Genomic DNA, 22,257 nt, shown 5'->3' with positions numbered 1-22,257 from the left:
GAAGGGGACGTCCGATGCAGAACTTTCCCGATGTAAGAACAAGTGAGATTGGCGAGATTACCCCAGGAACGTGCTTTGCCTTCGATTGGCGAGGGAACACCTACATCGGCATAGCAATTGCCCCTCATCGGCCGGGCGAACCGCCAGATTTCATCGTAGTGTCGCCTGGGCATCCTGACCTGGGGGGAATGCCCGGTATTCTCAGTTCAAGCGTGATCCACAACAGGCCAGTTCTCGTCATCCCTGACGCGAAGGTCGTTCTCCCGATGGCTCGCGAGCACATTCATTTAGGACACGATGATTTCGGCGCTCCAGCGGGAGCCCTGATCAGCGTCAATGGGGATCTAGGCCTTGCAGCAGTTGTGCAGCAGCATGAGACGAGGATCTATAATCTTCACGATGGCTCTGAGATCAGGGCTGACCTTAGCCGGCACGCCTGGTTCTCCTCTTGGGAGATCGCCACCCCCGACATCAATGGCGAATGGAAGAGCATCGGCAGCGTGACTTGCAGCGGACAGGTTGCGTAGCGTTGATGTTTCTAGAATGAGACGGGGCTGCCAGTACAGGGCGATGTCACGTTAACAGAAGCCGGACGAAGTGAGGCAACTTTCGCTGCTTGAGCCACTCAGGCGGCGAGGGTAGCTGGGCATCGTCAAGTTAACCCAGCAGTAGCCGGATCGAGGCATACGTGAGGGATGAAATCGACCTCTCATCCTTGATACTCCCGCCACCGGTTCCCGGCTGAAGTGATCAGCCATGCTGTCTGGTTGTACTTCCGCTTTCCCTTGAACCTGCGCATGGTCGAGGAGATGCTGGCGGCCCGAGGGATTCTGGTCAGCCATGAGACGGTGCGGCAGTGGGCGCTGAAATTCGGTCAGAGCTTTGCCAACCAGATCCGCAGGCGTCTTCCGGCAGCCGCTGACAAATGGCATCTCGATGAGGTCGTGATCAGCATCGCCGGTCGGAAGCATTGGCTCTGGCGGTCGACCAACATGGGGTCGTGCTCGACATCCTGGTCCAGAGCCGCCGTAATACGAAAGCGGCCAAGCGCCTGTTGCGCAAGCTGCTCAAGAAGCAGGGTATGGCTCCTCGGGTGATGATCACCGACAAACTCGCGAGCTACGGTGCCGCAAAACGAGAGATCATGCCCAGTGTCGAGCATCGGCAGCATAAGGGCTTGAACAATCGAGCGGAAAACAGCCATCGACCGATGCGACGACGGGAGCGGATCATGAAGCGCTTCAAAGGATCATGAAGCGCTTCAAATCAGCCGGGCAAGCCCAGCGCTTTCTCTCCGTTCACGATCAGGTGGCAAACCTCTTCCGCCGCCCTGCCAACACCAGCGCCGCTGATCGTCGCCAAGCCCGCGCCCGAGCCTTTATGGCTTGGGCTGAGGTAACGGGCATTGCAGTAGGCTTTTGATCCATCGACCCGATGAGGCCGCCTTGTCTTCAACTCGTTAAATTGACGGTGCCGTTGATGGTGTTCATAGCCGAACCTCCCGTGGACGGTCTTGGCCAGCATATCTCAGAAGACCAACCAGTCTGCCCGACCCGGTCCTCTGGCGTCCGATCATCGGAGACGCCCATGGTCGGACAACATATTGATCTTGCACAACGAATTGTATCAGCAGACGGGTTGTAAGGCTAATCAACACCTTTTACGGCGCTGCTTTCGTTCCGATCCCTGGGCCTTCCGTCGGGCATCGCACCGACACAGAGCAGATCGCCTTCAACAGGGTGCGCCGCGCGCATGTAGCCAAAAGCTGCGCAATGCGCAGAAGGGCTTTGTCACGGGAACTAAAGTAGAGCCGTTAAAGACCCGATGAGCAGCTTCATTCAAGCGGCGACGGTTGCAGATTGCCATCGTTCCGCCGCCTCGGCCCTGAAGAGGCGCAATGTCCGGCGAGAGATCAGATGGCGCTGGAGATTGAAGGTGTTGTAAATGGCGGCATGGGCGGAGAGAAAGTGCTGGGCTGATCCAGGGGACTTGAAGCCCTGCATCTTTTGCTCTCGCCGGCGCACCACTTGATGCGAGTTTTCGGCGCGATTGTTTCTCCGAAGTCCCTGTTCATGGCGAGCCGACAGGCCCAGCTCTCGTTTGGCTGCTCCGTAGGACGGCAGCTTGTCGGTGACGAGCAGGCTCGGAGCATAGCCCTGCTTTTCGGCAGTTTGCGCATGAGCTTCAGGGCGGCTGCTCTGTCTCGCCGAGGCTGCACGAGAACGTCCAGGATCTCGCCCCTCACTATCGATGGCTCGCCACAGGTACATGCGGGTGGCTTGGATGGAGACCACCATTTCATCCAGGGGCCAAGTACCGGCTGGACAGGGCCGCAACCGACGAAGGTTGCGGGCGAAGGCTGCTCCGAATTTGAGCACCCACCGCCGGATCGTCTCGTGGAAGACGTCGAGGCCCCGCTCGGCCAGCAGCTCTTCCACGTCTCTATAGCTCAATGTGAATCGCAGGTAGAGCCAGACAGCCTGCCGGATAATCTCTGACGGGAATTGGTGATGAGCATAGGAGATGGGCTGCATTCCCCTACCCTACCGCGCATCAACCCGATCCGTCAGCCGTTCCCGGGACAATGCCGGATCACGAATGACAAACGCGGTGGGGTTTCTGGGTATTCGGTCCCTCCCGCCCTGTCGTGAAATGCTCATGCGTGCTCTCGCGTCCCCGTCGGGCTCTCTTGCATCCGAAATGGCTGCACCGCTTTGAGAACAAGAGGGTCCAGCTTGTCACCTTCCTGACCGGCGTAGGTTGCAATGGCACCCCGCATGCGAGGGGTCCAGAAGGCCATGAGGTGATTTCGGATTCCGGCTATAGCCTCCTCCTCCGGATATGGTCGGAAGAAGGCTGCGATCTGGTTCGCCATGCGAATCAGCTTCTCGGTGCTCATGCCACGACTTCCTGCCCGCGGACCCGCTCAAGTCCATGAAAGACTGTCATCGTGTCCTGCCGCGCGATGCCGATCAGCGTGATGTCATGCAACCGCGCTCGTTCCAGCGCGAGGGATGTCGGGGCGGAGATCGCGACGAGCGTTCTTGCACCGAAGGATGCTGCTTTCTCGACCAACTCGAAGGAGCAGCGGCTGGTCACAATTACGAATCCCTGTTCCGGTTGACCTCCTTTCCGGCAGAGGGCGCCGATGAGTTTATCGAGGGCATTGTGGCGTCCGACATCCTCACGCGCCATCGCAATTTTCCCATCGAGATCGGCCCAGGCCGCCGCATGCATAGCTCCTGTGAGGCAGTTCAACGGTTGCTTGCTCCGAAGCCCGTCGAGGGCCGTCCTGATGGCTTGAACCGATACGGTTGGTGCCGAGCCCGCAGGCGAGCACGCCTTTGGCAGAGCCTCCAGATCGTCAATGCCGCACACACCGCATCCCGTGCGCCCGGCCATAGCTCGCCTTCGGGCGAGATGCCGATGCAGGCGGTCAGCCATGAGATCGACCTCAAGCCGGATCCCACGCTCTTCGGTCGCCAGGCGGATCGAGCGGACATCGGCAGGCTTGTCGATGACGCCTTCGGTGAGGCTGAAGCCGACCGCAAAGTCCTCAAGATCAGATGGGGTCATCATCATGATGGCGAAGGGAATGCCACCATAGACGATGTTGACCGGCACCTCGACAGGAACCATTCGGCTTGCCAGTAACACCTCGTGGGCCCCGAACGGGATGATCGCGGCGGGAGTCTCCAACGCGGCGGGAGCCGTCAACGGTGTCCTATTCAGCGGCATGGAGGCCGGCCTCGATCCGAGTCAGGGTCTGACTGTCCGCATCGTGCCTCTCCTGCCAATCGGAGAGTCGGTTCGTCCGGCGGACCTGCACGGCCGTCACCTTGTATTCCGGACAGTTCGTCGCCCAATCGGAATAGTCGGTCGTGACGACATTAGCGCCGGTCTTGGCGTGATGGAAGGTCGTGTAGACGATGCTCGGCTGCACGCGCTCGCTGATGCTGGCGCGGAGCGAGATCTCGCCCGAACGGCTCTCGAGCGAAACCAGATCGCCATCGCGGATGCCTCGGCTTTCGGCGTCGAAGGGATGAATCTCCAGAATGTCTTCGTCGTGCCAGAGGCTGTTCTCGGTGCGCCTCGTCTGAGCGCCGACATTGTATTGTGACAGGATGCGTCCTGTGGTGAGGATCAGCGGAAAGCGTGGTCCCGTGCGCTCCTCCGTCGGCACGAACTCGGTCAGCATGAACTTGCCCTTGCCGCGCACAAAACGGTCGACATGCATCACAGGTGTACCTGTCGGGGCCGCGTCGTTGCAGGGCCATTGCACCGAGCCGAGTTCGTCTAGTTTCTTGTAGGACACGCCGGCAAAGGTGGGCGTGAGGCGAGCAATCTCGTCCATGATTTCGCTCGGATGCGAGTAGTGCATAGAGTATCCAAGAGCATTGGAAAGCGCCATCGTGACTTCCCAGTCGGCCATGCCTGCGAGCGGCGGCAAGACCTTCCGCACGCGGTTGATCCGCCGCTCCGCATTGGTGAAGGTGCCGTCCTTCTCCAGGAAGGAGGATCCCGGCAGGAACACATGGGCGTACTCGGCGGTCTCGTTCAGGAAGATGTCCTGGATCACCACGCATTCCATGGCCTTGAGGCCCGCCGTCACATGCTGCGTGTCGGGATCGGACTGGGCGATGTCTTCACCCTGGACGTAGAGACCCTTGAAGGCTCCCGCGACAGCTTCGTCCACCATGTTCGGGATGCGCAGCCCCGGGCCGTTCTGCAACGGCACGTCCCAGAACGCCTCGAACATCTGCCGCGTCGCATCGTCCGAGACGTGCCGATAGCCGGAGAACTCGTGCGGGAAGGAGCCCATATCGCAGGAGCCCTGGACGTTATTCTGGCCCCGGAGCGGATTGATGCCGACGCCGGGACGGCCGATATTGCCGGTGGCCATGGCCAGATTCGCCATGCCCATGACCATGGTCGAGCCCTGGCTGTGCTCGGTGACGCCAAGGCCATAATAGATCGCCGCATTGCCGCCGGTGGCATAAAGACGGGCGGCGCCCCGCACGTCCGCCGCCGGCACGCCGGTCAGATCCTCCACGGCTTCGGGAGAGTGGCGCTCATCGGCGATGAAGCGGGCCCAGACCTCGAAATCGTTCAGGTCGCAGCGCTCGCGGACATAGTCCTCGTTCATCAGCCCCTCGGTCACAATGACATGGGCCATTGCGTTAATGAGCGCGACGTTGGTTCCTGGTTTCAGAGGCAGATAATAGTTCGCCTTCACATGAGCCGACTTGACCAGATCAATCCGCCGTGGGTCGGCCACGATGAGCCGCGCTCCCTCCCGCAGGCGTCTTTTCATGCGTGACGCGAAGACCGGATGGGCCTCGGTGATATTGGCTCCGATGACCATGATGACGTCCGCCTGATCGACGGAGGCGAAGTCCTGGGTGCCGGCCGATGTGCCGAGTGTTGACTTTAGACCGTAGCCGGTCGGCGAGTGGCAGACGCGGGCGCAGGTATCGACATTGTTGTTGCCGAAGGCGGCCCGCACCAGCTTCTGGACTAGGAACGTCTCCTCGTTGGTGCAGCGCGAGGATGTGATGCCGCCGATAGAGTCGCGGCCATAGGTAGCCTGGATGCGCTTGAACTTGCTCGCGGCATAAGTGATCGCCTCGTCCCATGAGACCTCGCGCCAGGGATCGGTGATCCTCTCGCGGATCATCGGCTTGGTGATGCGGTCCTTGTGCGTGGCATAGCCCCAGGCGAAGCGGCCCTTGACGCAGGAATGGCCCTCATTGGCCTTGCCATGCTTATAGGGCACCATGCGCACAACCGTATTGCCCTTCATCTCCGCCTTGAAGGAGCAGCCGACGCCGCAATAGGCGCAGGTCGTGATCACCGAATGTTCGGGCAAGCCCATCTCGATGACGCTGTTCTCGTTCAACGCCGCCGTCGGGCAGGCCTGGACGCAGGCCCCGCAGGACACGCACTCCGAGCCGAAGAAATCGAGGCCGCCCGGCGACACGCGCGAGGCGAAGCCCCGGGCCTCGATCGTCAGAGCGAAGGTGCCCTGCACCTCCTCGCAGGCCCGCACGCAGCGCGAGCAGACGATGCATTTGGCGTCCTCGAAGGTGAAATATGGGTTGGACGTGTCGTTGGGAGCGTCGAGGTGGTTCTCGCCCGCGTAGCCGTAGCGGACCTCGCGCAGGCCGACAGCGCCCGCCATGTCCTGCAATTCGCAGTCGCCATTGGCGGAGCAGGTCAGACAATCGAGAGGGTGGTCGGAGATATAGAGTTCCATGACACCCCGCCGAAGGGCCGCAAGCCGCTCGGTTTGGGTATGGACCACCATGCCTTCCTCAACCGGGGTCGTGCAGGAGGCGGGTGTTCCGCGCCGTCCCTCGATCTCCACGAGACAGAGTCGGCACGACCCGAAAGCCTCCAAGGAATCGGTGGCGCAAAGTTTTGGAATCTCGGTCCCCATCATCATAGCGGCCGCCATGACAGAGGTGCCGGCAGGCACGCTCACCGTCTGGCCGTCGATGATCAGGGAAACCGACTGAGCCGTCGTCGGGATCGGCGTGCCGTAGTCGACTTCTTCGATCAGAGCCATCGTCGTCGCTCCTCACTCCGCCGCCGCGGGCATGCGCGGAGCCTTGTCGAAATCCTCAGGAAAGTGGGTGAGCGCACTCATCACGGGGGTCGGTGTCAGGCCGCCCATGGCGCAGAGTGAGGCATCGGTCATGAGGCGGCAAAGATCGTCGAGAACCGTGAAATTCTTCTCCCGCTCCTCGCCGGCAATGATCCGATCCATGACCTCAACGCCACGCACTGCACCGATGCGGCAGGGCGTGCACTTGCCGCAACTTTCCGCCGCACAGAACTCGAAGGCGAAGCGGGCCTGCTGCGCCAGGTCTACGCTGTCGTCGAACACGACGATGCCGCCATGCCCCAGAAGGCCATTGGCTGCGGCGAAGGCCTCATAGTCGAGCGGAATGTCCAGCATGCTCTCAGGGAAATAGGCGCCGAGCGGACCGCCAACCTGGACCGCCCGGATGGACCTGCCGGAGGCCGTGCCGCCGCCAAACTCCTCAATGATGGTGCGCAGCGTCGTCCCGAAGCCCAGCTCGATCAGCCCAGCGCGTTTCACATTGCCGGCCAACTGCACCGGAAGGGTTCCGCGCGAGCGCCCCATGCCGATATTCGCATAGGCCTGTGCTGCATGAGCGATGATCCAGGGCACCGTCGCCAGGGAGATGACGTTGTTGACAACCGTTGGCTTTCCGAACAGTCCCTTCAGCGCCGGCAAGGGAGGCTTTGCCCGCACCATGCCGCGCTTGCCCTCCAGACTTTCGAGAAGCGACGTTTCCTCGCCGCAGATATAGGCCCCCGCCCCCAGCCGCACTTCGATCGAGAACGCGCGGCCGGAACTGAGAACGGACGCCCCGAGGCAGCCCGCGTTCGTGGCGATCTCGATCGCCCGCGCCATGGTGCGATAAGCGTGGGGATATTCGGAACGGATATAAATGAAGCCCTTCGTGGCTCCCACGGCGAGCCCGGCGATCGTCATCCCCTCGATCAGGGAGAAGGGATCCCCTTCCATGAGCATGCGGTCAGCGAAGGTGCCGCTGTCGCCTTCGTCCGCGTTGCAGACTACGTATTTCGGGCCGGCCTCTGCGTGAAGCACCGTGTCCCACTTGATGCCCGTCGGGAAACCGGCCCCGCCGCGCCCGCGCAGGCCGGAGAGCTTCACCTCATCGACGATGGTTTGAGGCTCAAGTGAGAGCGCGCGCTGCAGGCCCGCATGCCCACCATGGGAACGGTAGTCTTCGAGCGACAGCGGATCGACAAGGCCGCAGCGGGCGAAGGTCAGCCGCGTCTGGCGCGAGAGATAAGGCTGATCTTCAAGACGGCCGATGCGGCGCTCATGGGCTCCGCCCGCCAGGAAGCCGGCGTCGAAGAGGCCGGCAATGTCCGAAACCTGGAGTGGCCCGTAGGCAATCCGCCCATCCGAGGCCTCGACTTCGACAAGAGGCTCGAGCCAGAACAGCCCGCGAGATCCCGTCGAGACCATCTCCAATGGCAGGTGGCGGCGCTCCGCTTCCTTGGCGACTTCGCTTTCAATGCGGGAGGCGCCGAGCGCCAGCGATGCGGCATCCTGGGAGATGAAAATCCTGCTCATGACCCTCGCGCCTCCCGCGCCAAGGTGTCGAGCGTGTCCGGACTGAGCCGCCCCAGTGGCTCGCCATCGTAGAGAGCGGACGGAGAACAAGCGCACAGGCCGAGGCAGTAGACGCCCTCAACGGTCAGGGCACCGTCCGAGGTGGTTTCGCCCCAGGAGAGGCCGAGACGGGAAAGAAAATCCTGCGCAATCCGGGTCCCGCCCATGGACTGGCAGGACTCCGCCCGGCAAAGCTTCAGCACATGCCGGCCAGCGGGCTCACGGCGGAAGTCGTGGTAGAAAGTCACGATCCCACGGACCTCGGCGCGGGAGATGTTGAGCGCTGATGCCACGAGGGGCTCTGCCTCCTCCGGGATGCATCCGAACTCATCCTGGAGCGCATGGAGGATCGGCAGGGCGGCGCCCTCAAGTGAGGCATGCGCCGCGATGATCTCGCCCGCGCGGGTCTCATTCCATGGCAGAGGCTTGCGCATGTTCTCCCCTGGAATTCCTCTAGCTGGATCAGGTTGCTGGAATTTGCTGCGATACGCAATAAATCTCGTGCCGTGGCAGAGCTTCAAACCGCCGACCTAAGGTCCGGTCAGGGTCAGGTGTTCTCAAGACCCTCAGCAGTGAGCACGTACCGCGCAGGGCTACGCGCTCCAACCGTGTGCAAGGAATGGACGGAGACGGATCCGGAGAGCCTCAGCGCCGGCCACTTGTCAGTACCCACGCTTAACCGCCTCACGGCCAAACGCGTCTGGCTGCCGGCGCATGGCACCGTCGCAGTGAGCGGCGAAGGCTTCGAGCTGACGGACGGGTTCAACCAAGGCAGCATGCCGGCCTCGGATGCAGCCAGACAGGCCATTGATGGCCTCGGCCGCTCCGGCACGCTGTGCAATGACGCGAGCCTTGACCCTGCCTTGGGGAGAGGCGGGGACGACCGGGGATAGCGTCGATCTTGCCTTCCTGGTGCTCGCGGTCAAGGTGGCTCTCGACGTGCCGCAGCTCCGGCGCAGTGCTCCCCGCATGGCCGAGATCCCGTTTGCTGCCGAGCGCCGATACGCCACGAGCGTGAACCGCCATGGCGACGACCACCACGTTCACGGGAAAGGCGCGGCGGAGGTTCTGATCCCGTTGTGCCATGGCTCTGATCAGGCCGAGCCCTCCAGGCGGCCGAGACGATGGCCCGGGACGGCTATCGTGTCCTGGCAGTGCTCTCCAATATGATCGATGGATTCCCGTCGGACGGCTGGGCGGATCTGGAAGGCTCACTCGGCTGCCTTAAGGTGACTTGAGGTTCGGCTCTCTCACATGCCGTGCGGCTGCGTTCAGGCCGCTCTTGCCTCCAACTCGTGCTCCCACTGGCCCACAGAGGCAAGGCCGTTCATCCTGGCCCGATGGGTAAAGGCCTGCTGAGCCGCAGCGACATTGTCCTGCTTGCCGGACCAAGCTTTCTGGGGCGCTGCCTGCAGGGCACGGCCATAGGAGAAGGTCAGCCGCCAGGGGGCGCCGCCGATCCGGTTCATCGCATTGAGGTGCGCGGTCGCCTCCTCGTCCGACTGGCCGCCCGAGAGGAACGCGATGCCGGGCACGGCGGCGGGCACACACCGTTTCAGCACCATGAGGGTTTTCTCGGCCACCTCGTCCACGGACGCCCGCCGTGACGACCTCTTGCCGGCAATCGCCATGTTGGGCTTCAGCACCATGCCTTCGAGCACGACCCGCTGTTCATAGAGCTCCTGGAACACGGTCTTCAGCACGCTTTCCGTCACGGTGGCGCAGCGCTCGATGTCGTGCGCCCCATCCATCAGGACTTCGGGCTCGACGATCGGCACCACGGTCTGCTCCTGGCAGAGCGCTGCATAGCGCGCCAGGGCATGGGCATTGGCTTTTACCGCCGTCCAGGTCGGAATGCCCTCGCCGACGTCGATGACGGCCCGCCACTTCGCGAAGCGGGCACCGAGGCCGGCATACTCCGTGAGGCGCTCGCGCAGACCGTCGAGGCCTTCCGTGATCGTCTCGCCGGGGCAGAACGGCAGCGGCTTGGCGCCGAGATCCACTTTGATGCCGGGAATTGCGCCGGTCTGCTCGATCAGCGTCACCAGAGGCGTCCCGTCCCTTGCAGTCTGCCGGATGGTCTCATCGTAGAGAATGACGCCGGAGATGTAGTTCCTCATTGCGTCAGTTGAGCGGAAGAGGAGTTCGCGATAGTCGCGCCGATTGTCGGGCGTGGACTCGACGCCGATGGCATCGAAGCGCTTCTTGATCGTGCCCGAGCTTTCGTCGGCAGCCAGGATGCCCTTGCCGGGCTGCATCATGGCCGCAGCGGTTTGTGCCAGTTGCGCAAGATCCATCACCTTCCTCCACGATTCATCGGCTTGGGGGCGCCCCCTCTGTATCCAACGCAGGAACGCATGGTTCGGGCTCCCAGCTCGCCAAACGCGGCTGCGGTGAACCATATTCTAGCCGAACTATCAGGACATTCTTGGACATGGTCAGGCTCACTGGCAGGATATGCTACCAGGCGGGAATGCGGTGCGAAGGAGGAGCGCCATGAGAAAGCTGATTCCTGTCGCGGTTTTCGTCGGAGGTCTTCTCGCCCTTGGCGGCTTGGCCAGCGCGCAGAGCGGCGGGATGCCGGGCGGCATGATGGGCAGTCCGGACAGGGGCATGTTGGGCCGGTTCTCGCCTGAGGACATGAGCGCCTTTGTCGATGCCCACATCGCGGCGTTGAAGGCCGGCCTGAAGCTGACCACCGAGCAGGAGAAGTTGTGGCCTCCCGTCGAGGACACCATGCGCAATCTCGCGAACCTGCACCTCACCCACATGCAGACCATGCGCCAGGGCCGCGGCATGACAGCCGACGATCCCGTGGCTCTGCTCCGCAGCATGGCGGACCGAATGGCCCAGGGCGCGGACGCGATGCGGGAACTCGCAGATGCCGCGGCTCCGCTCTATGCAACGCTCGACGATGCCCAGAAGCGCCGGCTCCAGGCGCTCCTCCGGGCTGGCCCCCGCGGCATGATGAGCCGTATGATGGGGCCGGGCCGTCGCGCCCTGATGCGCGGCTGGTTCGGCGATGATGGCGACGATGACGACCGCTGAGGCCGCCGGTCGGCTCCGTAGTGGCGGCCCCATTGACCCAGCAGTTGCCCAGCTCCCGAATAGGAGCCTTCATTCCGTCGCTATCCTCAGGATTGCGGTGGGAAAGGACTTGGTCGGCCGCCGTCACGCATAGGCCTGGCGATTGCGGAAGCGCCAATCGGGGCGAGCGCTGCGGACCATCATCATTTCTCCGATGTTCTCCGGCGTCAGGAGCCCCACGAGCCGCTGCCTGGCGTCGAGCACCAGGAGGGCTGGAGCCTTGGACTGATTCAGAAGCGCGACCGCGGCATCGAAAGGCTGCCAGTCGAGCACCGTCGGCAGGTCCCGTGTCATCACCTCCAGAACCGGTGTGGCGGGGCCGCCCTGGCGCAGGGCCACGATGAGGCCATCCCGGGTGAGAGGGCCGCGTGGGAATCCTGAGCTGTCCACTACGGGGAACTCCCTCTGCGAGGTGCGGAGCAGGAGGTCGACCGCGTCGTCGAGGGACGCGGCGGTGGACAGGACCTCGACCGGGCTCACCATGCCATCGCGCACCGGCAGCCCCAGGGTCGCGTCCTTGAAGGCCACATGCTGGGATTCGGCCGTTGCCGAGAGATAGATGAACAGGCCAATGACGATGAGCATCGGGTTCAAGAAGAGCCCCACCAGCGCGAACAGGAAGGCCGCGCCCTGGCCTATCCGGGCCGCGATGCGGGTCGCCTCCACGTGGTTCATGCGCATGGCCAGCAGCGCCCGCAGCACCCGACCGCCATCCATGGGAAAGGCGGGGATTAGATTGAACACCACGAGGAAGACGTTGGCGGCGGCAAGCCGTGCCATGAGACCAGCGCGCGGGTTCTCCAGCTCAGTCATCGCAGCGGTGTCGAGGCTCATGCCGAGGAAGAGAATGATAAGGCCCGCGATCACCACGTTCACGGCCGGACCTGCCACGGCTACCACCAGCTCCTCGCGCGGGTTGTCTGGGATTCGTTCCAGGCTCGCCACGCCGCCGATGGGCCAGAGCGTTACCTCCGGCGTCTGGATGCCGTAGCGCTTGGCGGCGAGGATGTGCCCGAACTCATGCGCCAGCACGCAGGCGAAGAGGAGCACCATGAACAGGACGCCCTCGAACGCCGCCTCCTGCCCGCCGAGCCGCCACTGCGCTCCGCCGATCCAGACCAGGAAGAGCAGGAAGGTCACGTGAACACGCACCACCGTGCCGGCAATGCGAGCAATCGGGATCGGCCAGAGCATGAGGGTCTCCAAGCGAGCTGGCGACGCTCAAGGTAGGGCTGGTGGAGCCGGTTCGGAAGTCAGGAGAAATACGGTGAGCTCGTGGCAGTATGCGTGGGCACCCCGCAAGCTGAGTTGCGACAGCCATGAATTCCGGTGGCAAACCCAAGCTAGAGACGTTTCTAACACCGTTTCGGCGCAGTGACAGTCACGCTCAGATGAAGGAGCGCCGGCCCTTGGCTCGGCCGGCGCCATGGACGGGTTAGACGACGTCCTCGGCCCCGCCCTTCAGCTTCACCGGGATCCGCAGATACCGGACACCGTTCGCCTCGGCGGGTGGGAACTTGCCGGCGCGGATGTTGGTCTGCATCGAGGGCAGCAGCAGCCGCGGTGCCGCGAGCTTCGCATCGCGAGCGGTTCGCATGGCGACGAACTCCTCCTTGGTGACGCCCTCCTTCACGTGCACGTTCTTCTCGCGCTGCTCCGCAACCGTGGTTTCCCAGGCGTACTCATCCCGCCCAGGAGCCTTGTAGTCGTGGCACATGAACAGCCGCGTCTCGGGCGGGAACGTGGTCAGGCGCTTGATCGAGCGGTAGAGCTTGTGCGCATCCCCACCCGGGAAGTCGGCGCGGGCGGTGCCGTAATCGGGCATGAACATCGTGTCGCCGACAAACACGGCATCCTCGACCTTGTAGGACACGTCCGCCGGGGTGTGCCCGGGGGTGTGCAGCACCTCCACGTCGAGCTCGCCGATCTTGAAGCGCTCGTTGTCTCTGAACAGATGGTCGAAGTCTTTGCCCTCGGTGTCGAGATCGGTGGCGTTGAAGATCGGCCGGAACATCTTCTGCACGTCCTTGATGTGCTCGCCGATGCCGATCTTCGCCCCCGTCTTGGCCTTGATATAGGGCGCACCCGAGAGGTGATCGGCATGGGCGTGGGTCTCCAACGCCCATTCGACTGTGTAACCCGCTTCCTCGGCTGCCTTGAGCATCGCCTCGACCGAACGGGTGTCGACCGTGCCCGAGTTGTGATCGTAGTCGAACACAGGATCGATGATCGCTGCTTTCCTGGTCGCTGGATCGGTCACGAGATAGCTGATCGTGTTGGTGGGCTCGTCGAAGAACGCCCGGATGATGGGTTGGCCTGACATGGTCTGAACCTCCTCTGCGGCATCTTCTGCCGTTGCTGTTGATAATATATTAGATATCTCTAAATAAGATATGCCTAATTTAATGTAGGCTCCCGACAGGCCGTCACAATCCCTTGGGCCCCGTTGAGCCCTGTGGAACCGGGCCGACTGTCGGCTCAGGAGGACACAATAATGCTATCGTTGACCCAAGGCGTCCTCGGGCTGGCCTCGGGCTCGCTCGTCGGCTTCACGCTCGGCCTCGTCGGCGGAGGCGGCTCGATCCTGGCCGTGCCGCTCCTCGTCTATCTCGTGGGCGTGGCGAATCCGCACGTGGCCATCGGCACGAGCGCGGTTGCCGTGGCGGCCAATGCGGCTATCAATCTTGCCAACCACGCCCGGGTAAAAAACGTGAAGTGGCGCTGCGCCCTCGTCTTCACCGTGGCAGGGGTCATCGGCGCCTTCGGAGGCTCGACCCTGGGCAAAATGGTCGATGGCCAGAAACTGCTCGCCCTCTTTGCCGTACTGATGATGGTGGTCGGCGCCCTGATGCTGCGTCAACGCTCCGGCGAGGGCGACGAGAGCGTCCGGCTCGGTCGGGAGAACTTTTTCAGGCTGGTCGGGATCGGCTTGGCGACGGGCGCCCTCTCGGGCTTCTTCGGCATCGGCGGCGGCTTCCTGATCGTCCCGGGGCTGATCCTGGCGACGGGCATGCCGATCCTCTATGCGGTCGGCTCCTCGCTTGTGGCGGTGACCGGCTTCGGCCTCATCACGGCGGCAAACTACGCCTTTTCCGGGTTGATCGATTGGACCCTCGCGGCGTTGTTCATCGGCGGCGGCGTTCTCGGCGGTCTGCTCGGCGCACGGTTGGCCACGAAGCTCGCCGTCGCGAAGGGCGCGCTCAACACCGTTTTCGCCGCACTGGTCTTTGTTGTTTCCATCTACATGCTGGTTCGCAGCCTCAATCTGCTCTGAGGCCGCAACTCAGGCGGTATCCATGGTGACGTCCTTCCATGTTGTCTGCCCCGTTATGATGCGGTCAACCGGATCCCGGAGGACCGGCCGGCAGACTTGGCGTGCAAGGCGTCCCGACCCTCTCCGTGCTCAAGTACGGCTCGGTTGTCGCCCGGCAGGCGGGGCTCGCCAACTTCGCCACCCTGCCGACCTGGAGCAGGCCAAACCCATCCTGCTGAAGAGGAGATCTCGCATGAAACCTGTCAGGCTTTCGCCAAACGTCTCGGTCGCCCCGCAGCTGACCGAACAGGATCTTGAGGAAGCCGCGGCTGCCGGCTTCGGGACCATCATCAACAATCGTCCTGACGGCGAGGCTCCGGACCAGCCTCGCAGCGAGGAGCTCGCGGCAGTCGCAAAGCGCTTGGGGCTCGATTACCGGCACATCCCGGTCGTATCGGGCCAGCTGTCGAACGATCAGGTCGAAGCGTTCAGGGCGGCTCTGTCGGAGGCTGATAAGCCTGCTCTGGCCTTCTGCCGGACCGGCACGCGCTCGACCACCCTCTGGGCGCTGGCCGCCAGCGACAGGCTCTCGCCGAACGAGATCCTGCAGACGGCTTCAGAGGCTGGTTACAACCTGGAGACCTTGCGTTCCCAGATCGAGGCGGCTTCTCGAAACCCACCTGCGGACTCAAAGTAAGGAGAATGCCATGACCTACTATTTGGCGAAGACTGTTTCCATGCCGTTCAACGAGGCGGTTGCCCGCACGACCGAAGCCCTGCAGCAGGAGGGCTTCGGCATCATCACGGAGATCGACATCAGGGATACGCTCAAGCGCAAGCTCGATGTGGACTTCCGCCCCTACCGCATTCTCGGGGCCTGCAACCCGTTGCTGGCCCATGAGGCGCTTCAGATCGAGGACAAGGTTGGCACGATGCTGCCCTGCAATGTCATCGTGCAGGAACTCGCGCCCGATCGGATCGAGATCGCGGCGGTCGATCCAGTTGCGTCCATGCAGTCGATCGAAAACCCGACACTGGCCGAGAAGGCGCGGACCGTTCGCTCGAAGCTGGAGAACGCCGTCTCCCGGATCTAGTTCGAGGCAACCGGCGTTTCGCCTTTCGCGGACTGTCTCAATGCCGTAATCTTGTCCCGAATGGGATGGCTTGGACCGCTTACTGTTCTCAACGGAAGTTAGAGCACCGGCAATTCTGACGGAATCGTTGGGGCTATGCGGCGTAGCGGCTTCGTGATTCACTCATCTCGGCTCTCTTTGCAGGAGATGAGCGATGACCAAGTCCTACTCGCTGGATCTGCGCCGCCGGGTGGCGCGCTTTGTCGAGGCGGGCCATTCCTGCCATGCCGCAGCCCGGCACTTCGAGGTCTCGGTCGCGTTCGTGGTCCGGCTCATGGCGGCGTATCGGGCCACCGGCAGCCTGGCACCCAAGCCGGAAGGCGGCTGGCGCTACTCCAAGCTCGACCCGCATCGCGACTTCCTTATCCGCCGTGTGACCGAGAAGGATGACATCACCATGCCGCAACTGGCCGCGGAGTTGGCGGCCCTCGGCACCAAGGTCACGCCCGCTTCGATCTCGCACTGGTTCCGCCGCAACGGCTACCGCTTCAAAAAAAACGCTGCGGGCCAGCGAACAAGGACGCGCCGACGTGCGGCAAGAGCGCGATCATTGGCGCACGAAGCGTCAGCCGCGCATGCGCCAAGAGCCGCACCGGCTGGTGTTTCGCTTCGCGGCCCTTCGGGTCTCGATGAAACCGGCACCTCAACCAAGATGACGCGCCTGCGCGGCCGCTGTCCCAAGGGGCAGCGTCTGTATGCCAAGGCGCCCTTTGGCCATTGGCTGAGCCAAACCTTCATCGCGGGCCTGCGCTGCTCTGGACTATCAGCGCCCTGGGTGATCGACGGGCCAATGACCCGGCAGATCTTCGAGACCTATGTGGAGACGCAGTTGGCCCCAACCCTGTCGCAAGGCGACGTGGTGATCCTCGACAACCTGCCGGCGCATAAAAGCGAGAAAGCCGCGCAGTGCCTGAAGCAAAGGGGGGCCTGGTTCCTGTTCCTGCCACCCTACAGTCCGGATTTGAATCCGATCGAGCAGGCCTTCTCCCAGATTAAATCGCACTTGCGCAAAGCCGAGGCCCGAACGCTCGAGGCGCTGTGGCGCGCCATCGGTGACATCTGCAACTTGTTCGAGCCCGAGGCATGCCGCAACTACTTCACCGCTGCCGGATATGGATTCGTCTGAATGCCCGAGGCTCTAGCCTTCTTAAGGGAAGTGCGGTGTGCAGCGGCGTACCTCAACCGTCCACTTGGGAGGCCTCACGCCGGAACGTGACCTGGGGCCATTCCACCGGCACAAGGCGAAAGATGGCCATGCCGACGATCATCGCGGCGACGAAGACGAAGACTTCGCGAGGACCGAATGTCAGCGCCACCAGCGCTGGGCCGGGGCACAGGCCAGCGAGACCCCAGCCAACGCCGAACAACGCAGCGCCGCCAATGAGGCGCGGATCGAGGTCGCGGCGGGTCGGAATCTCCAAACGCGGCGCGAGCACCGGCACGCCGCGACGCTTGGCAACGAGAAAACCCATCGCCGAAACTACGACGGCTCCGCCCATGACAAGGGCGAGGCTGGGGTCCCAATGGCCGAAGATGTCGAGGAAGCCGAGCACCTTGGCCGGGTTGACCATTTGCGAGATAATCAGCCCGAGGCCGAAGATCAGGCCGGATGTGAAGGCGGACAGGATCAGGGGCATCATCTAAATCCCGATCACGTGACGGGTGACGAAGACGGTGGCAATGGCGGAAACCATGAAGACACCCGTGGCGACGAGAGAGCGGGGTGAGCCCCTTCCGATGCCGCAGACGCCGTGGCCGCTGGTGCAGCCTGCCCCGAGACGGGTACCAAAGCCGACGATCAGCCCCGCCACGATCAGCAGAGGCAGGGAAGCTTCGAGTGTCACGGGCGGCAGCGTGCCGCCGGCCATGACATAGACCAAGGGCGCGATGAACATCCCAGCCAAGAAAGCGAGGCGCCAGCCGAGTTGGCCGCGCTCGGGTGGGATCAGGCCGCCGAGAATGCCGCTGATGCCGGCAATGCGCCCATTGAGCACCAGGAACAGGGCTGCGGATGAGCCGATCAGAAAGCCACCGGCTAGGGCGGAAACAGGGGTGAAGTTTTCCATGATGGTCACCGCTTAGGTAGATTTGCCTGCCTTGGCCTGCTTGCAGTACAGGCTGTACAGCGTGGCGAAGAGTTGCTCGATGCGTGGATCGGCGATGCGGTACCAGATGGTCTGGCTCTCACGCCGAGTGGCAACGATGCCCTCGTCCCGCATCTTGGCGAGATGCTGCGAAAGGGCAGATTGGGACAAGCCAACAGCCTCGACGAGTGAGTTGACGTTGGCCTCGCCCCATTCGACGAGCTTGCACAGGATCATCAGCCGCCGTTCATTGGCGAGCGCCCGCAGAATGTCCGCGACCTCCGTCGCCTGCTTCTCAAACGTCTCAAGGTCCAATGCAAGTTTGGGCATTCGTCCGCCATCCAAATATCGGTTGGAACTAATTTAGCATTTTCTAATTTATATGCAAGGGCTTCGAACCTTGGAACATCCACCTTGTTGAAGCTGGAGAACAAGGCCATGGTTGCGAGCACAATCGACCGCGTTCCGCGGCACACGCGCCGGGATGTCAACCGGCAGATCGAAATGACCATCGCGGAGAGCGTACGCTGGCATGCGGCCCGTCCCGAGCGGATCGAACGCCGGCTGCATGAGCTTGATCGCGAATGGGACATCGAACGCATGCTGGAGGCTAATGCCTCGGCCCTGGCCTTTACCGGCGTGGTGCTCGGGGCAGCGGTGGACAAACGCTGGTTGGTCCTTCCCGCTTTGGTCACCGCATTCCTGTTCCAGCACGCAGTTCAGGGCTGGTGCCCGTCCGTGCCGACCCTGCGGCGCATCGGCTTCCGCACCGCCCGGGAGATCGACACCGAGCGCTATGCCCTGAAGGCACTCCGGGGCGACTTCGGTCCCATCGGACCGGATCCTCATGATCATGACAGCCGGGCCAGCCATGCCTTGCAGGCGGCGCGTCTCTAAGCGGTGCTGGCTCAGCTTGGGAGGCCGTCATGAACGGTCATGAAAGAACCACCGGAGGCTTTCCGGTCTCAGCCGGTATCCTGTTCGGGCTTGGCCTCGGCGGGCTCTTCGATGGCATCGTGCTGCATCAGATCCTGCAATGGCACCACATGCTCACCAGCGCCGGCTACCCGCCCGACAGCGTCGAGAACCTGGAGGTAAACACGCTCTGGGACGGGCTCTTCCACGCCAGCACCGACATCTTCACGGCGCTCGGTCTTTGGATCCTCTGGCGCTATTCCCGCACCAACCACATCCGCTGGTCGGGCAAGCTCCTGCCGGGCACGCTCCTCATGGGCTTCGGCCTCTTTAACCTCGTCGAGGGCATTGTCGACCACCAGATCCTTGGCATCCACCATGTCAACGAGACGGTGCCACGGGAGCAGTGGATTTACTGGGACATCGGCTTCCTGGTCTGGGGCGCGGCGATGCTGATCGGCGGCTGGCTCCTGCTGCGGGCCGGCCGACGGGAGACCGCGAACAGAGCCGCAGCCCCAAGGCACCGTTCGGCCTGAACGGAGCTTTCTATCGGCGGAACACGAGGCTCAGATTGTTGGCGGGCATTGGAATGCGTTCAACGAGGTCCAGCCCGTGGGTCCGTGCGAGCTCCGCCACCTCATCGAGGTCGCGGACGCCCCATTCCGGATTCCGCCACCTGAGGTCCTGATCGAAGGCCGCATTGCTTAGCACCGTATGAGCGCCGTTCTCCTTGTAAGCCCCGTAGAGATAGAGTACCCCTCCCGGGGGCAAAATCCGCCCTGCTCCGGCCATCAGCCCCTGCGTCGCCCGCCAGGGAGAAATATGGACCATGTTGATGGCCACCACCGCATCGGCCTGCGCCACCGGCCACTCTGGAGCGGCAGCATCGAGCGCTAGCGGCGCAAGAAGATTGGATAATCCCGAAGCCGCTCGATGGGCAGCGATGCTGCCCAGGGCCAGTTCGTCATGTTCTGTGGGTTGCCATGTCAGGTGAGGCAACGCGGCGGCGAAGTAGACGGCATGTTCCCCGGTCCCGTTGGCAATCTCCAAAACCGTCCCAGCTTGGGGAAGAACCCGTCGGAGGACGGCCAGGATCGGATCGCGGTTCCGCGCCACCGATGGCGATGTCAGAGCCCGGTTCGGATTGTGTGAGTTCGTCATTGCGACCGTCGTACTCCTCCGATCTGCATCAGGAGATGCAAATCACTGCGCCGGATCCAGAGTGCCAGAATACGCTAACCGCGCCAGTTCTGGACGGCCAAGTTATTCCAGCCGGCATGAGGCCACCCTCTGGCAGGACCGCTCGGTGTCAGGAGCGGCTGACGGTCTGCATGTTTGTCAAAACAATCACCCCCCTTCACTTACAGTCCGGCCCTATCGCGGTTTCGCATCGCCTGTCGTAGCACCTCGAAGATAACGGCGGTCGACCAGCCGAACAGCAGAACGCCGTTCATGGCTGCCATGGGGCCGAGCAGCCGCCAGCGCTCGAGCGGCACGACATCGCCATAGCCGAGCGTCGTGTAATTGACGAAGGCGAAGTACAGGACATCGGCTCCGGCCGGCACCACACCAAGGATCGCATACGCTAAGGACCACATGAGCACCTCGGCAACATGCGCAACCATCAGGATGCCGACGGTGGCAACCATGACGGCGGCAAGCCAACCCTGAGATCGGCTGCGTTCCCATTTCAAGGCGTTGCGGGCGGTGCCCACCACCGTCGCCATCACGATTGCATGAATGGCGATGTTACAGAGGCTGATGGCGCCGCCCATGAGAAGCTGTCGCAGCATATTAATAACTATGGCGAAGCAACGGGAACCAAGTACAGTACGGTCGCGATGATGATGTAGAGAGCCAGCAGCTGAGCGCCCTTGAACCAGTTGGATTGACCGGTGGTCGCAACCGTCGCTCCGAGGAGCACTGCTCCGAATAGCATCCACATCTCGGCCTGCGAGAACACCAGTCGGAACTGCGCCTGCCCCATCGCCGGCGCGATCAGCACCAGGACCGGGGCGACGAACAGGGCGATCTGCACACAGCTTCCCAGGGCGATGCCGATGCTGAGGTCGACCCGGTTGGCCCGCCCCATGGCAATCGCGGATCCTGACTCCGCCGCACCGCCGACGAGGGCGAGCACGATGACCCCCATGAACATCTGCGACATGCCCAGCGAATGCCCCGCCTGCTCGGCGGCGCCGACAAGAAGCTCGCTCATCCAGGCCGCACCGACCGATGCAATCAGCAAGGTGGCGACAGCCCATCTGAGGCTGGGATGCTCGATGGCCTCCTCGTGCGATGCGGGCCCGTTCAGTTCGGCAAATGTCTCGGGATGGGTTCTCAGGGAATAGAGCAGAAACAGCCCATAGAGCCCGAGCAGGATGACAGCCACGACAAAGTCGAGCGTCGCATGCTGATCCTGGTAGGGTTCAGTCCCGAGGGCGCGATGGAATGCACTTGGGAGCGCCAGGCTGATCCAGGCCAGCACCATGATCGACGAGTAGGTTCTGACCGCATTCGGGTTGTATTCCTGGCTGTGATGGCGAAGGCCGCCGAGCAGGAACGAGACGCCGAGGGCCACCAGAAGATTGGCGAGCAGCGCCCCGACGATGGAGGCGCGGACCATCTCCAGCAGGCCAGCCCGCAGCGCAGCCAGGGCAATGATCAGTTCCGGCAGATTGCCGAAGGTTGCATTGAGCAGGCCGCCGATCGTGGCGCCGGTGTGAACGGCAACCTGCTCGGTGCCCTGAACGATGAGCTTCGCGAACGGCACGATCGCCAGGGCGGCACAGAAGAAGACGACGCCGGCTGGCACGCTGTCCGAGAGGTCGAGAAGGGCGGCGACGGGAGCGAGAGGTAAAAGCCACAGGATCGAGGGCCTGAGCAGCGATGACTCGATCACCGGGTGCCTGCCAGGGACAGGCTTGTCCGTCATGACGTGCTCCCCGTTTCTGCCCGTGCCTTTCACCGCCATCCTAATCCAGGCGGAGTTCCGCGCTTGACCGGCTGGGACAGGTCATTGACAGTTTGAGTCTTCCGACGAAGCGGCTGCCGGGAGCCTCCATTGCGTCTAAGCTGACGTCAGGCCGGGTTCGTTGCTGACGAGATCCCGATGGCCGAAGCCCTTTCGGTAATCGAGAACGGAGATCACGTTCAGGGCGACTTTGAAGAACGCGATGCCCACGTGCGGCCCCGAGGCGTATTCTGCAATTCCTTGAGGAAATTTCTGCAGCAGAAGCTGTCCTGCCCGCTCGATCTCGCGCAGGTCCGTGAGGTGGATTGCATGTCCTCCGGCCGAGATGCCGCGGATTTCACCCCAGTTCCCGTAGGGAAGATTGACCGTCAGGGATACCTTGCCGTTGCGATTGATGTTCAGGAATTTCTGGGACTCCTCCGAACATCCGAAGTAGATGTCCAACCCGTCGTTGGCGAAGCTGACCGTCGTGGCCTGCGGGTATCCGTCCCGGCGGATCGTCGCGATTGTCATGTCGTTCGCACGATCGAGAATGGATAGGATCTCATCGCGAAGTCTTGCATCCATGGCGACGTCCTTCCAGCGGACGGACTTTGTCAGCCTATGATGGCTTCGTTCTCGCCCAATTGCTTTGA

Annotated in this window: 26 protein-coding genes and 1 pseudogene; 11 read left to right on the top strand and 16 right to left on the bottom strand. The window is 62.8% G+C overall.

Going from position 1 to position 22,257, the window contains the following annotated elements; translation table 11 throughout:
• Positions 1–14: 14 nt before the first annotated feature.
• Both ACS5Q1_RS25220 and ACS5Q1_RS25215 read left to right on the top strand, forming a co-directional pair.
• The gene (locus tag ACS5Q1_RS25220; protein WP_473100751.1) at positions 15–527 is read left to right on the top strand and encodes a hypothetical protein; all 513 of its coding nucleotides are present in this window, start codon (positions 15–17) and stop codon (positions 525–527) included.
• Positions 528–746: 219 nt separating this feature from the next.
• Positions 747–1,422, top strand: a pseudogene (locus ACS5Q1_RS25215) (IS6 family transposase).
• 416 nt (positions 1,423–1,838) lie between these two features.
• On the opposite strand, the gene ACS5Q1_RS25210 reads toward ACS5Q1_RS25215, so the two are convergent.
• The 6 genes from ACS5Q1_RS25210 to ACS5Q1_RS25185 all read right to left on the bottom strand — a co-directional run bounded on the left by ACS5Q1_RS25210 (position 1,839) and on the right by ACS5Q1_RS25185 (position 8,610).
• A complete protein-coding gene (locus ACS5Q1_RS25210; RefSeq protein WP_473100750.1) occupies positions 1,839–2,534 on the bottom strand; it encodes an IS6 family transposase in 696 nt (231 codons plus the stop codon).
• A gap of 122 nt (positions 2,535–2,656) precedes the next feature.
• A complete protein-coding gene (locus tag ACS5Q1_RS25205) occupies positions 2,657–2,899 on the bottom strand; it encodes a formate dehydrogenase subunit delta (RefSeq protein WP_473100749.1) in 243 nt (80 codons plus the stop codon).
• Positions 2,896–3,738 (bottom strand): formate dehydrogenase accessory sulfurtransferase FdhD, encoded by an 843-nt coding sequence (gene fdhD, locus ACS5Q1_RS25200; RefSeq protein WP_473100748.1) that lies wholly within the window; start codon positions 3,736–3,738, stop codon positions 2,896–2,898. The genes ACS5Q1_RS25205 and fdhD overlap by 4 nt, the downstream gene beginning before the upstream one ends.
• Complete coding sequence (fdhF, locus tag ACS5Q1_RS25195) at positions 3,725–6,568, bottom strand: formate dehydrogenase subunit alpha (RefSeq protein ID WP_473100747.1); 2,844 nt, start codon at positions 6,566–6,568, stop codon at positions 3,725–3,727. The genes fdhD and fdhF overlap by 14 nt, the downstream gene beginning before the upstream one ends.
• Before the next feature lie 12 nt (positions 6,569–6,580).
• Positions 6,581–8,137 carry a formate dehydrogenase beta subunit gene (locus ACS5Q1_RS25190; protein WP_473100746.1) on the bottom strand — a complete coding sequence of 519 codons (1,557 nt, stop codon included), beginning with the start codon at positions 8,135–8,137 and terminating at the stop codon, positions 6,581–6,583.
• Positions 8,134–8,610, bottom strand: a complete 477-nt coding sequence (locus ACS5Q1_RS25185) for a formate dehydrogenase subunit gamma (protein WP_473100745.1) — start codon at positions 8,608–8,610, stop codon at positions 8,134–8,136. Before ACS5Q1_RS25185 ends, ACS5Q1_RS25190 begins: the two co-directional genes overlap by 4 nt.
• A gap of 138 nt (positions 8,611–8,748) precedes the next feature.
• Here ACS5Q1_RS25185 and ACS5Q1_RS25180 point away from each other — a divergent pair, with 138 nt between their 5' ends.
• Positions 8,749–9,069 (top strand): hypothetical protein, encoded by a 321-nt coding sequence (locus tag ACS5Q1_RS25180; protein WP_473100744.1) that lies wholly within the window; start codon positions 8,749–8,751, stop codon positions 9,067–9,069.
• Positions 9,029–9,346, top strand: a complete 318-nt coding sequence (locus ACS5Q1_RS25175; protein ID WP_473100743.1) for a hypothetical protein — start codon at positions 9,029–9,031, stop codon at positions 9,344–9,346. Before ACS5Q1_RS25180 ends, ACS5Q1_RS25175 begins: the two co-directional genes overlap by 41 nt.
• A gap of 101 nt (positions 9,347–9,447) precedes the next feature.
• On the opposite strand, the gene ACS5Q1_RS25170 is transcribed toward ACS5Q1_RS25175, so the two are convergent.
• Positions 9,448–10,473 carry a class I fructose-bisphosphate aldolase gene (locus ACS5Q1_RS25170; protein ID WP_473100742.1) on the bottom strand — a complete coding sequence of 342 codons (1,026 nt, stop codon included), beginning with the start codon at positions 10,471–10,473 and terminating at the stop codon, positions 9,448–9,450.
• 199 nt (positions 10,474–10,672) lie between these two features.
• Here ACS5Q1_RS25170 and ACS5Q1_RS25165 point away from each other — a divergent pair, with 199 nt between their 5' ends.
• Positions 10,673–11,224 (top strand): Spy/CpxP family protein refolding chaperone, encoded by a 552-nt coding sequence (locus ACS5Q1_RS25165; protein ID WP_473100741.1) that lies wholly within the window; start codon positions 10,673–10,675, stop codon positions 11,222–11,224.
• 123 nt (positions 11,225–11,347) lie between these two features.
• Here the strand turns inward: ACS5Q1_RS25165 and ACS5Q1_RS25160 are convergent, their stop codons facing one another.
• Positions 11,348–12,457, bottom strand: a complete 1,110-nt coding sequence (locus ACS5Q1_RS25160) for a site-2 protease family protein (RefSeq protein ID WP_473100740.1) — start codon at positions 12,455–12,457, stop codon at positions 11,348–11,350.
• 241 nt (positions 12,458–12,698) lie between these two features.
• Complete coding sequence (locus tag ACS5Q1_RS25155) at positions 12,699–13,586, bottom strand: MBL fold metallo-hydrolase (RefSeq protein ID WP_473100739.1); 888 nt, start codon at positions 13,584–13,586, stop codon at positions 12,699–12,701.
• 171 nt (positions 13,587–13,757) lie between these two features.
• Here ACS5Q1_RS25155 and ACS5Q1_RS25150 point away from each other — a divergent pair, with 171 nt between their 5' ends.
• The 4 genes from ACS5Q1_RS25150 (at position 13,758) to ACS5Q1_RS25135 (ending at position 16,775) form a co-directional block, all read left to right on the top strand.
• Positions 13,758–14,537: a sulfite exporter TauE/SafE family protein gene (locus ACS5Q1_RS25150; RefSeq protein WP_473100738.1), complete on the top strand. Its 780-nt coding sequence runs from the start codon at positions 13,758–13,760 to the stop codon at positions 14,535–14,537.
• Between the two features lie 232 nt (positions 14,538–14,769).
• Complete coding sequence (locus ACS5Q1_RS25145; protein ID WP_473100737.1) at positions 14,770–15,213, top strand: protein tyrosine phosphatase family protein; 444 nt, start codon at positions 14,770–14,772, stop codon at positions 15,211–15,213.
• Between the two features lie 10 nt (positions 15,214–15,223).
• Entirely contained in the window at positions 15,224–15,610 is a 387-nt protein-coding gene (locus ACS5Q1_RS25140) for a DUF302 domain-containing protein (RefSeq protein WP_473100736.1), read from the top strand.
• Between the two features lie 193 nt (positions 15,611–15,803).
• Positions 15,804–16,775, top strand: coding sequence for an IS630 family transposase (locus tag ACS5Q1_RS25135; RefSeq protein WP_473100735.1), 972 nt, complete (start codon positions 15,804–15,806; stop codon positions 16,773–16,775).
• 52 nt (positions 16,776–16,827) lie between these two features.
• On the opposite strand, the gene ACS5Q1_RS25130 is transcribed toward ACS5Q1_RS25135, so the two are convergent.
• From ACS5Q1_RS25130 to ACS5Q1_RS25120, 3 genes are read right to left on the bottom strand one after another with little or no spacing between them, the layout of a single operon-like run.
• Positions 16,828–17,286, bottom strand: coding sequence for a DUF6691 family protein (locus tag ACS5Q1_RS25130; protein ID WP_473100764.1), 459 nt, complete (start codon positions 17,284–17,286; stop codon positions 16,828–16,830).
• Positions 17,287–17,289: 3 nt separating this feature from the next.
• Complete coding sequence (locus ACS5Q1_RS25125; protein ID WP_473100734.1) at positions 17,290–17,715, bottom strand: YeeE/YedE family protein; 426 nt, start codon at positions 17,713–17,715, stop codon at positions 17,290–17,292.
• A 12-nt stretch (positions 17,716–17,727) separates the two neighbouring features.
• Positions 17,728–18,063, bottom strand: a complete 336-nt coding sequence (locus ACS5Q1_RS25120; protein WP_473100733.1) for an ArsR/SmtB family transcription factor — start codon at positions 18,061–18,063, stop codon at positions 17,728–17,730.
• A gap of 108 nt (positions 18,064–18,171) precedes the next feature.
• On the opposite strand from ACS5Q1_RS25120, the gene ACS5Q1_RS25115 reads away from it, so the two are divergent.
• Positions 18,172–18,630, top strand: a complete 459-nt coding sequence (locus ACS5Q1_RS25115) for a hypothetical protein (RefSeq protein ID WP_473100732.1) — start codon at positions 18,172–18,174, stop codon at positions 18,628–18,630.
• A gap of 29 nt (positions 18,631–18,659) precedes the next feature.
• Entirely contained in the window at positions 18,660–19,184 is a 525-nt protein-coding gene (locus tag ACS5Q1_RS25110) for a DUF2243 domain-containing protein (protein ID WP_473100731.1), read from the top strand.
• Positions 19,185–19,194: 10 nt separating this feature from the next.
• Here ACS5Q1_RS25110 and ACS5Q1_RS25105 read toward each other — a convergent pair whose 3' ends face one another.
• The 4 genes from ACS5Q1_RS25105 to ACS5Q1_RS25090 form a co-directional block, all read right to left on the bottom strand.
• Positions 19,195–19,809 carry a DUF938 domain-containing protein gene (locus tag ACS5Q1_RS25105; RefSeq protein WP_473100730.1) on the bottom strand — a complete coding sequence of 205 codons (615 nt, stop codon included), beginning with the start codon at positions 19,807–19,809 and terminating at the stop codon, positions 19,195–19,197.
• A gap of 200 nt (positions 19,810–20,009) precedes the next feature.
• Complete coding sequence (locus tag ACS5Q1_RS25100; RefSeq protein WP_473100729.1) at positions 20,010–20,441, bottom strand: potassium channel family protein; 432 nt, start codon at positions 20,439–20,441, stop codon at positions 20,010–20,012.
• A gap of 8 nt (positions 20,442–20,449) precedes the next feature.
• A complete protein-coding gene (gene cax / locus ACS5Q1_RS25095; protein WP_473100728.1) occupies positions 20,450–21,583 on the bottom strand; it encodes a calcium/proton exchanger in 1,134 nt (377 codons plus the stop codon).
• A 135-nt stretch (positions 21,584–21,718) separates the two neighbouring features.
• Positions 21,719–22,189 carry a pyridoxamine 5'-phosphate oxidase family protein gene (locus ACS5Q1_RS25090; RefSeq protein ID WP_473100727.1) on the bottom strand — a complete coding sequence of 157 codons (471 nt, stop codon included), beginning with the start codon at positions 22,187–22,189 and terminating at the stop codon, positions 21,719–21,721.
• Positions 22,190–22,257 lie beyond the last annotated feature (68 nt).

It is taken from the genome of Microvirga sp. GN3 (assembly GCF_055792825.1).
Note: the sequence above shows the minus strand (reverse complement) of the source record. Positions and strands in the feature narration are given on the sequence as shown.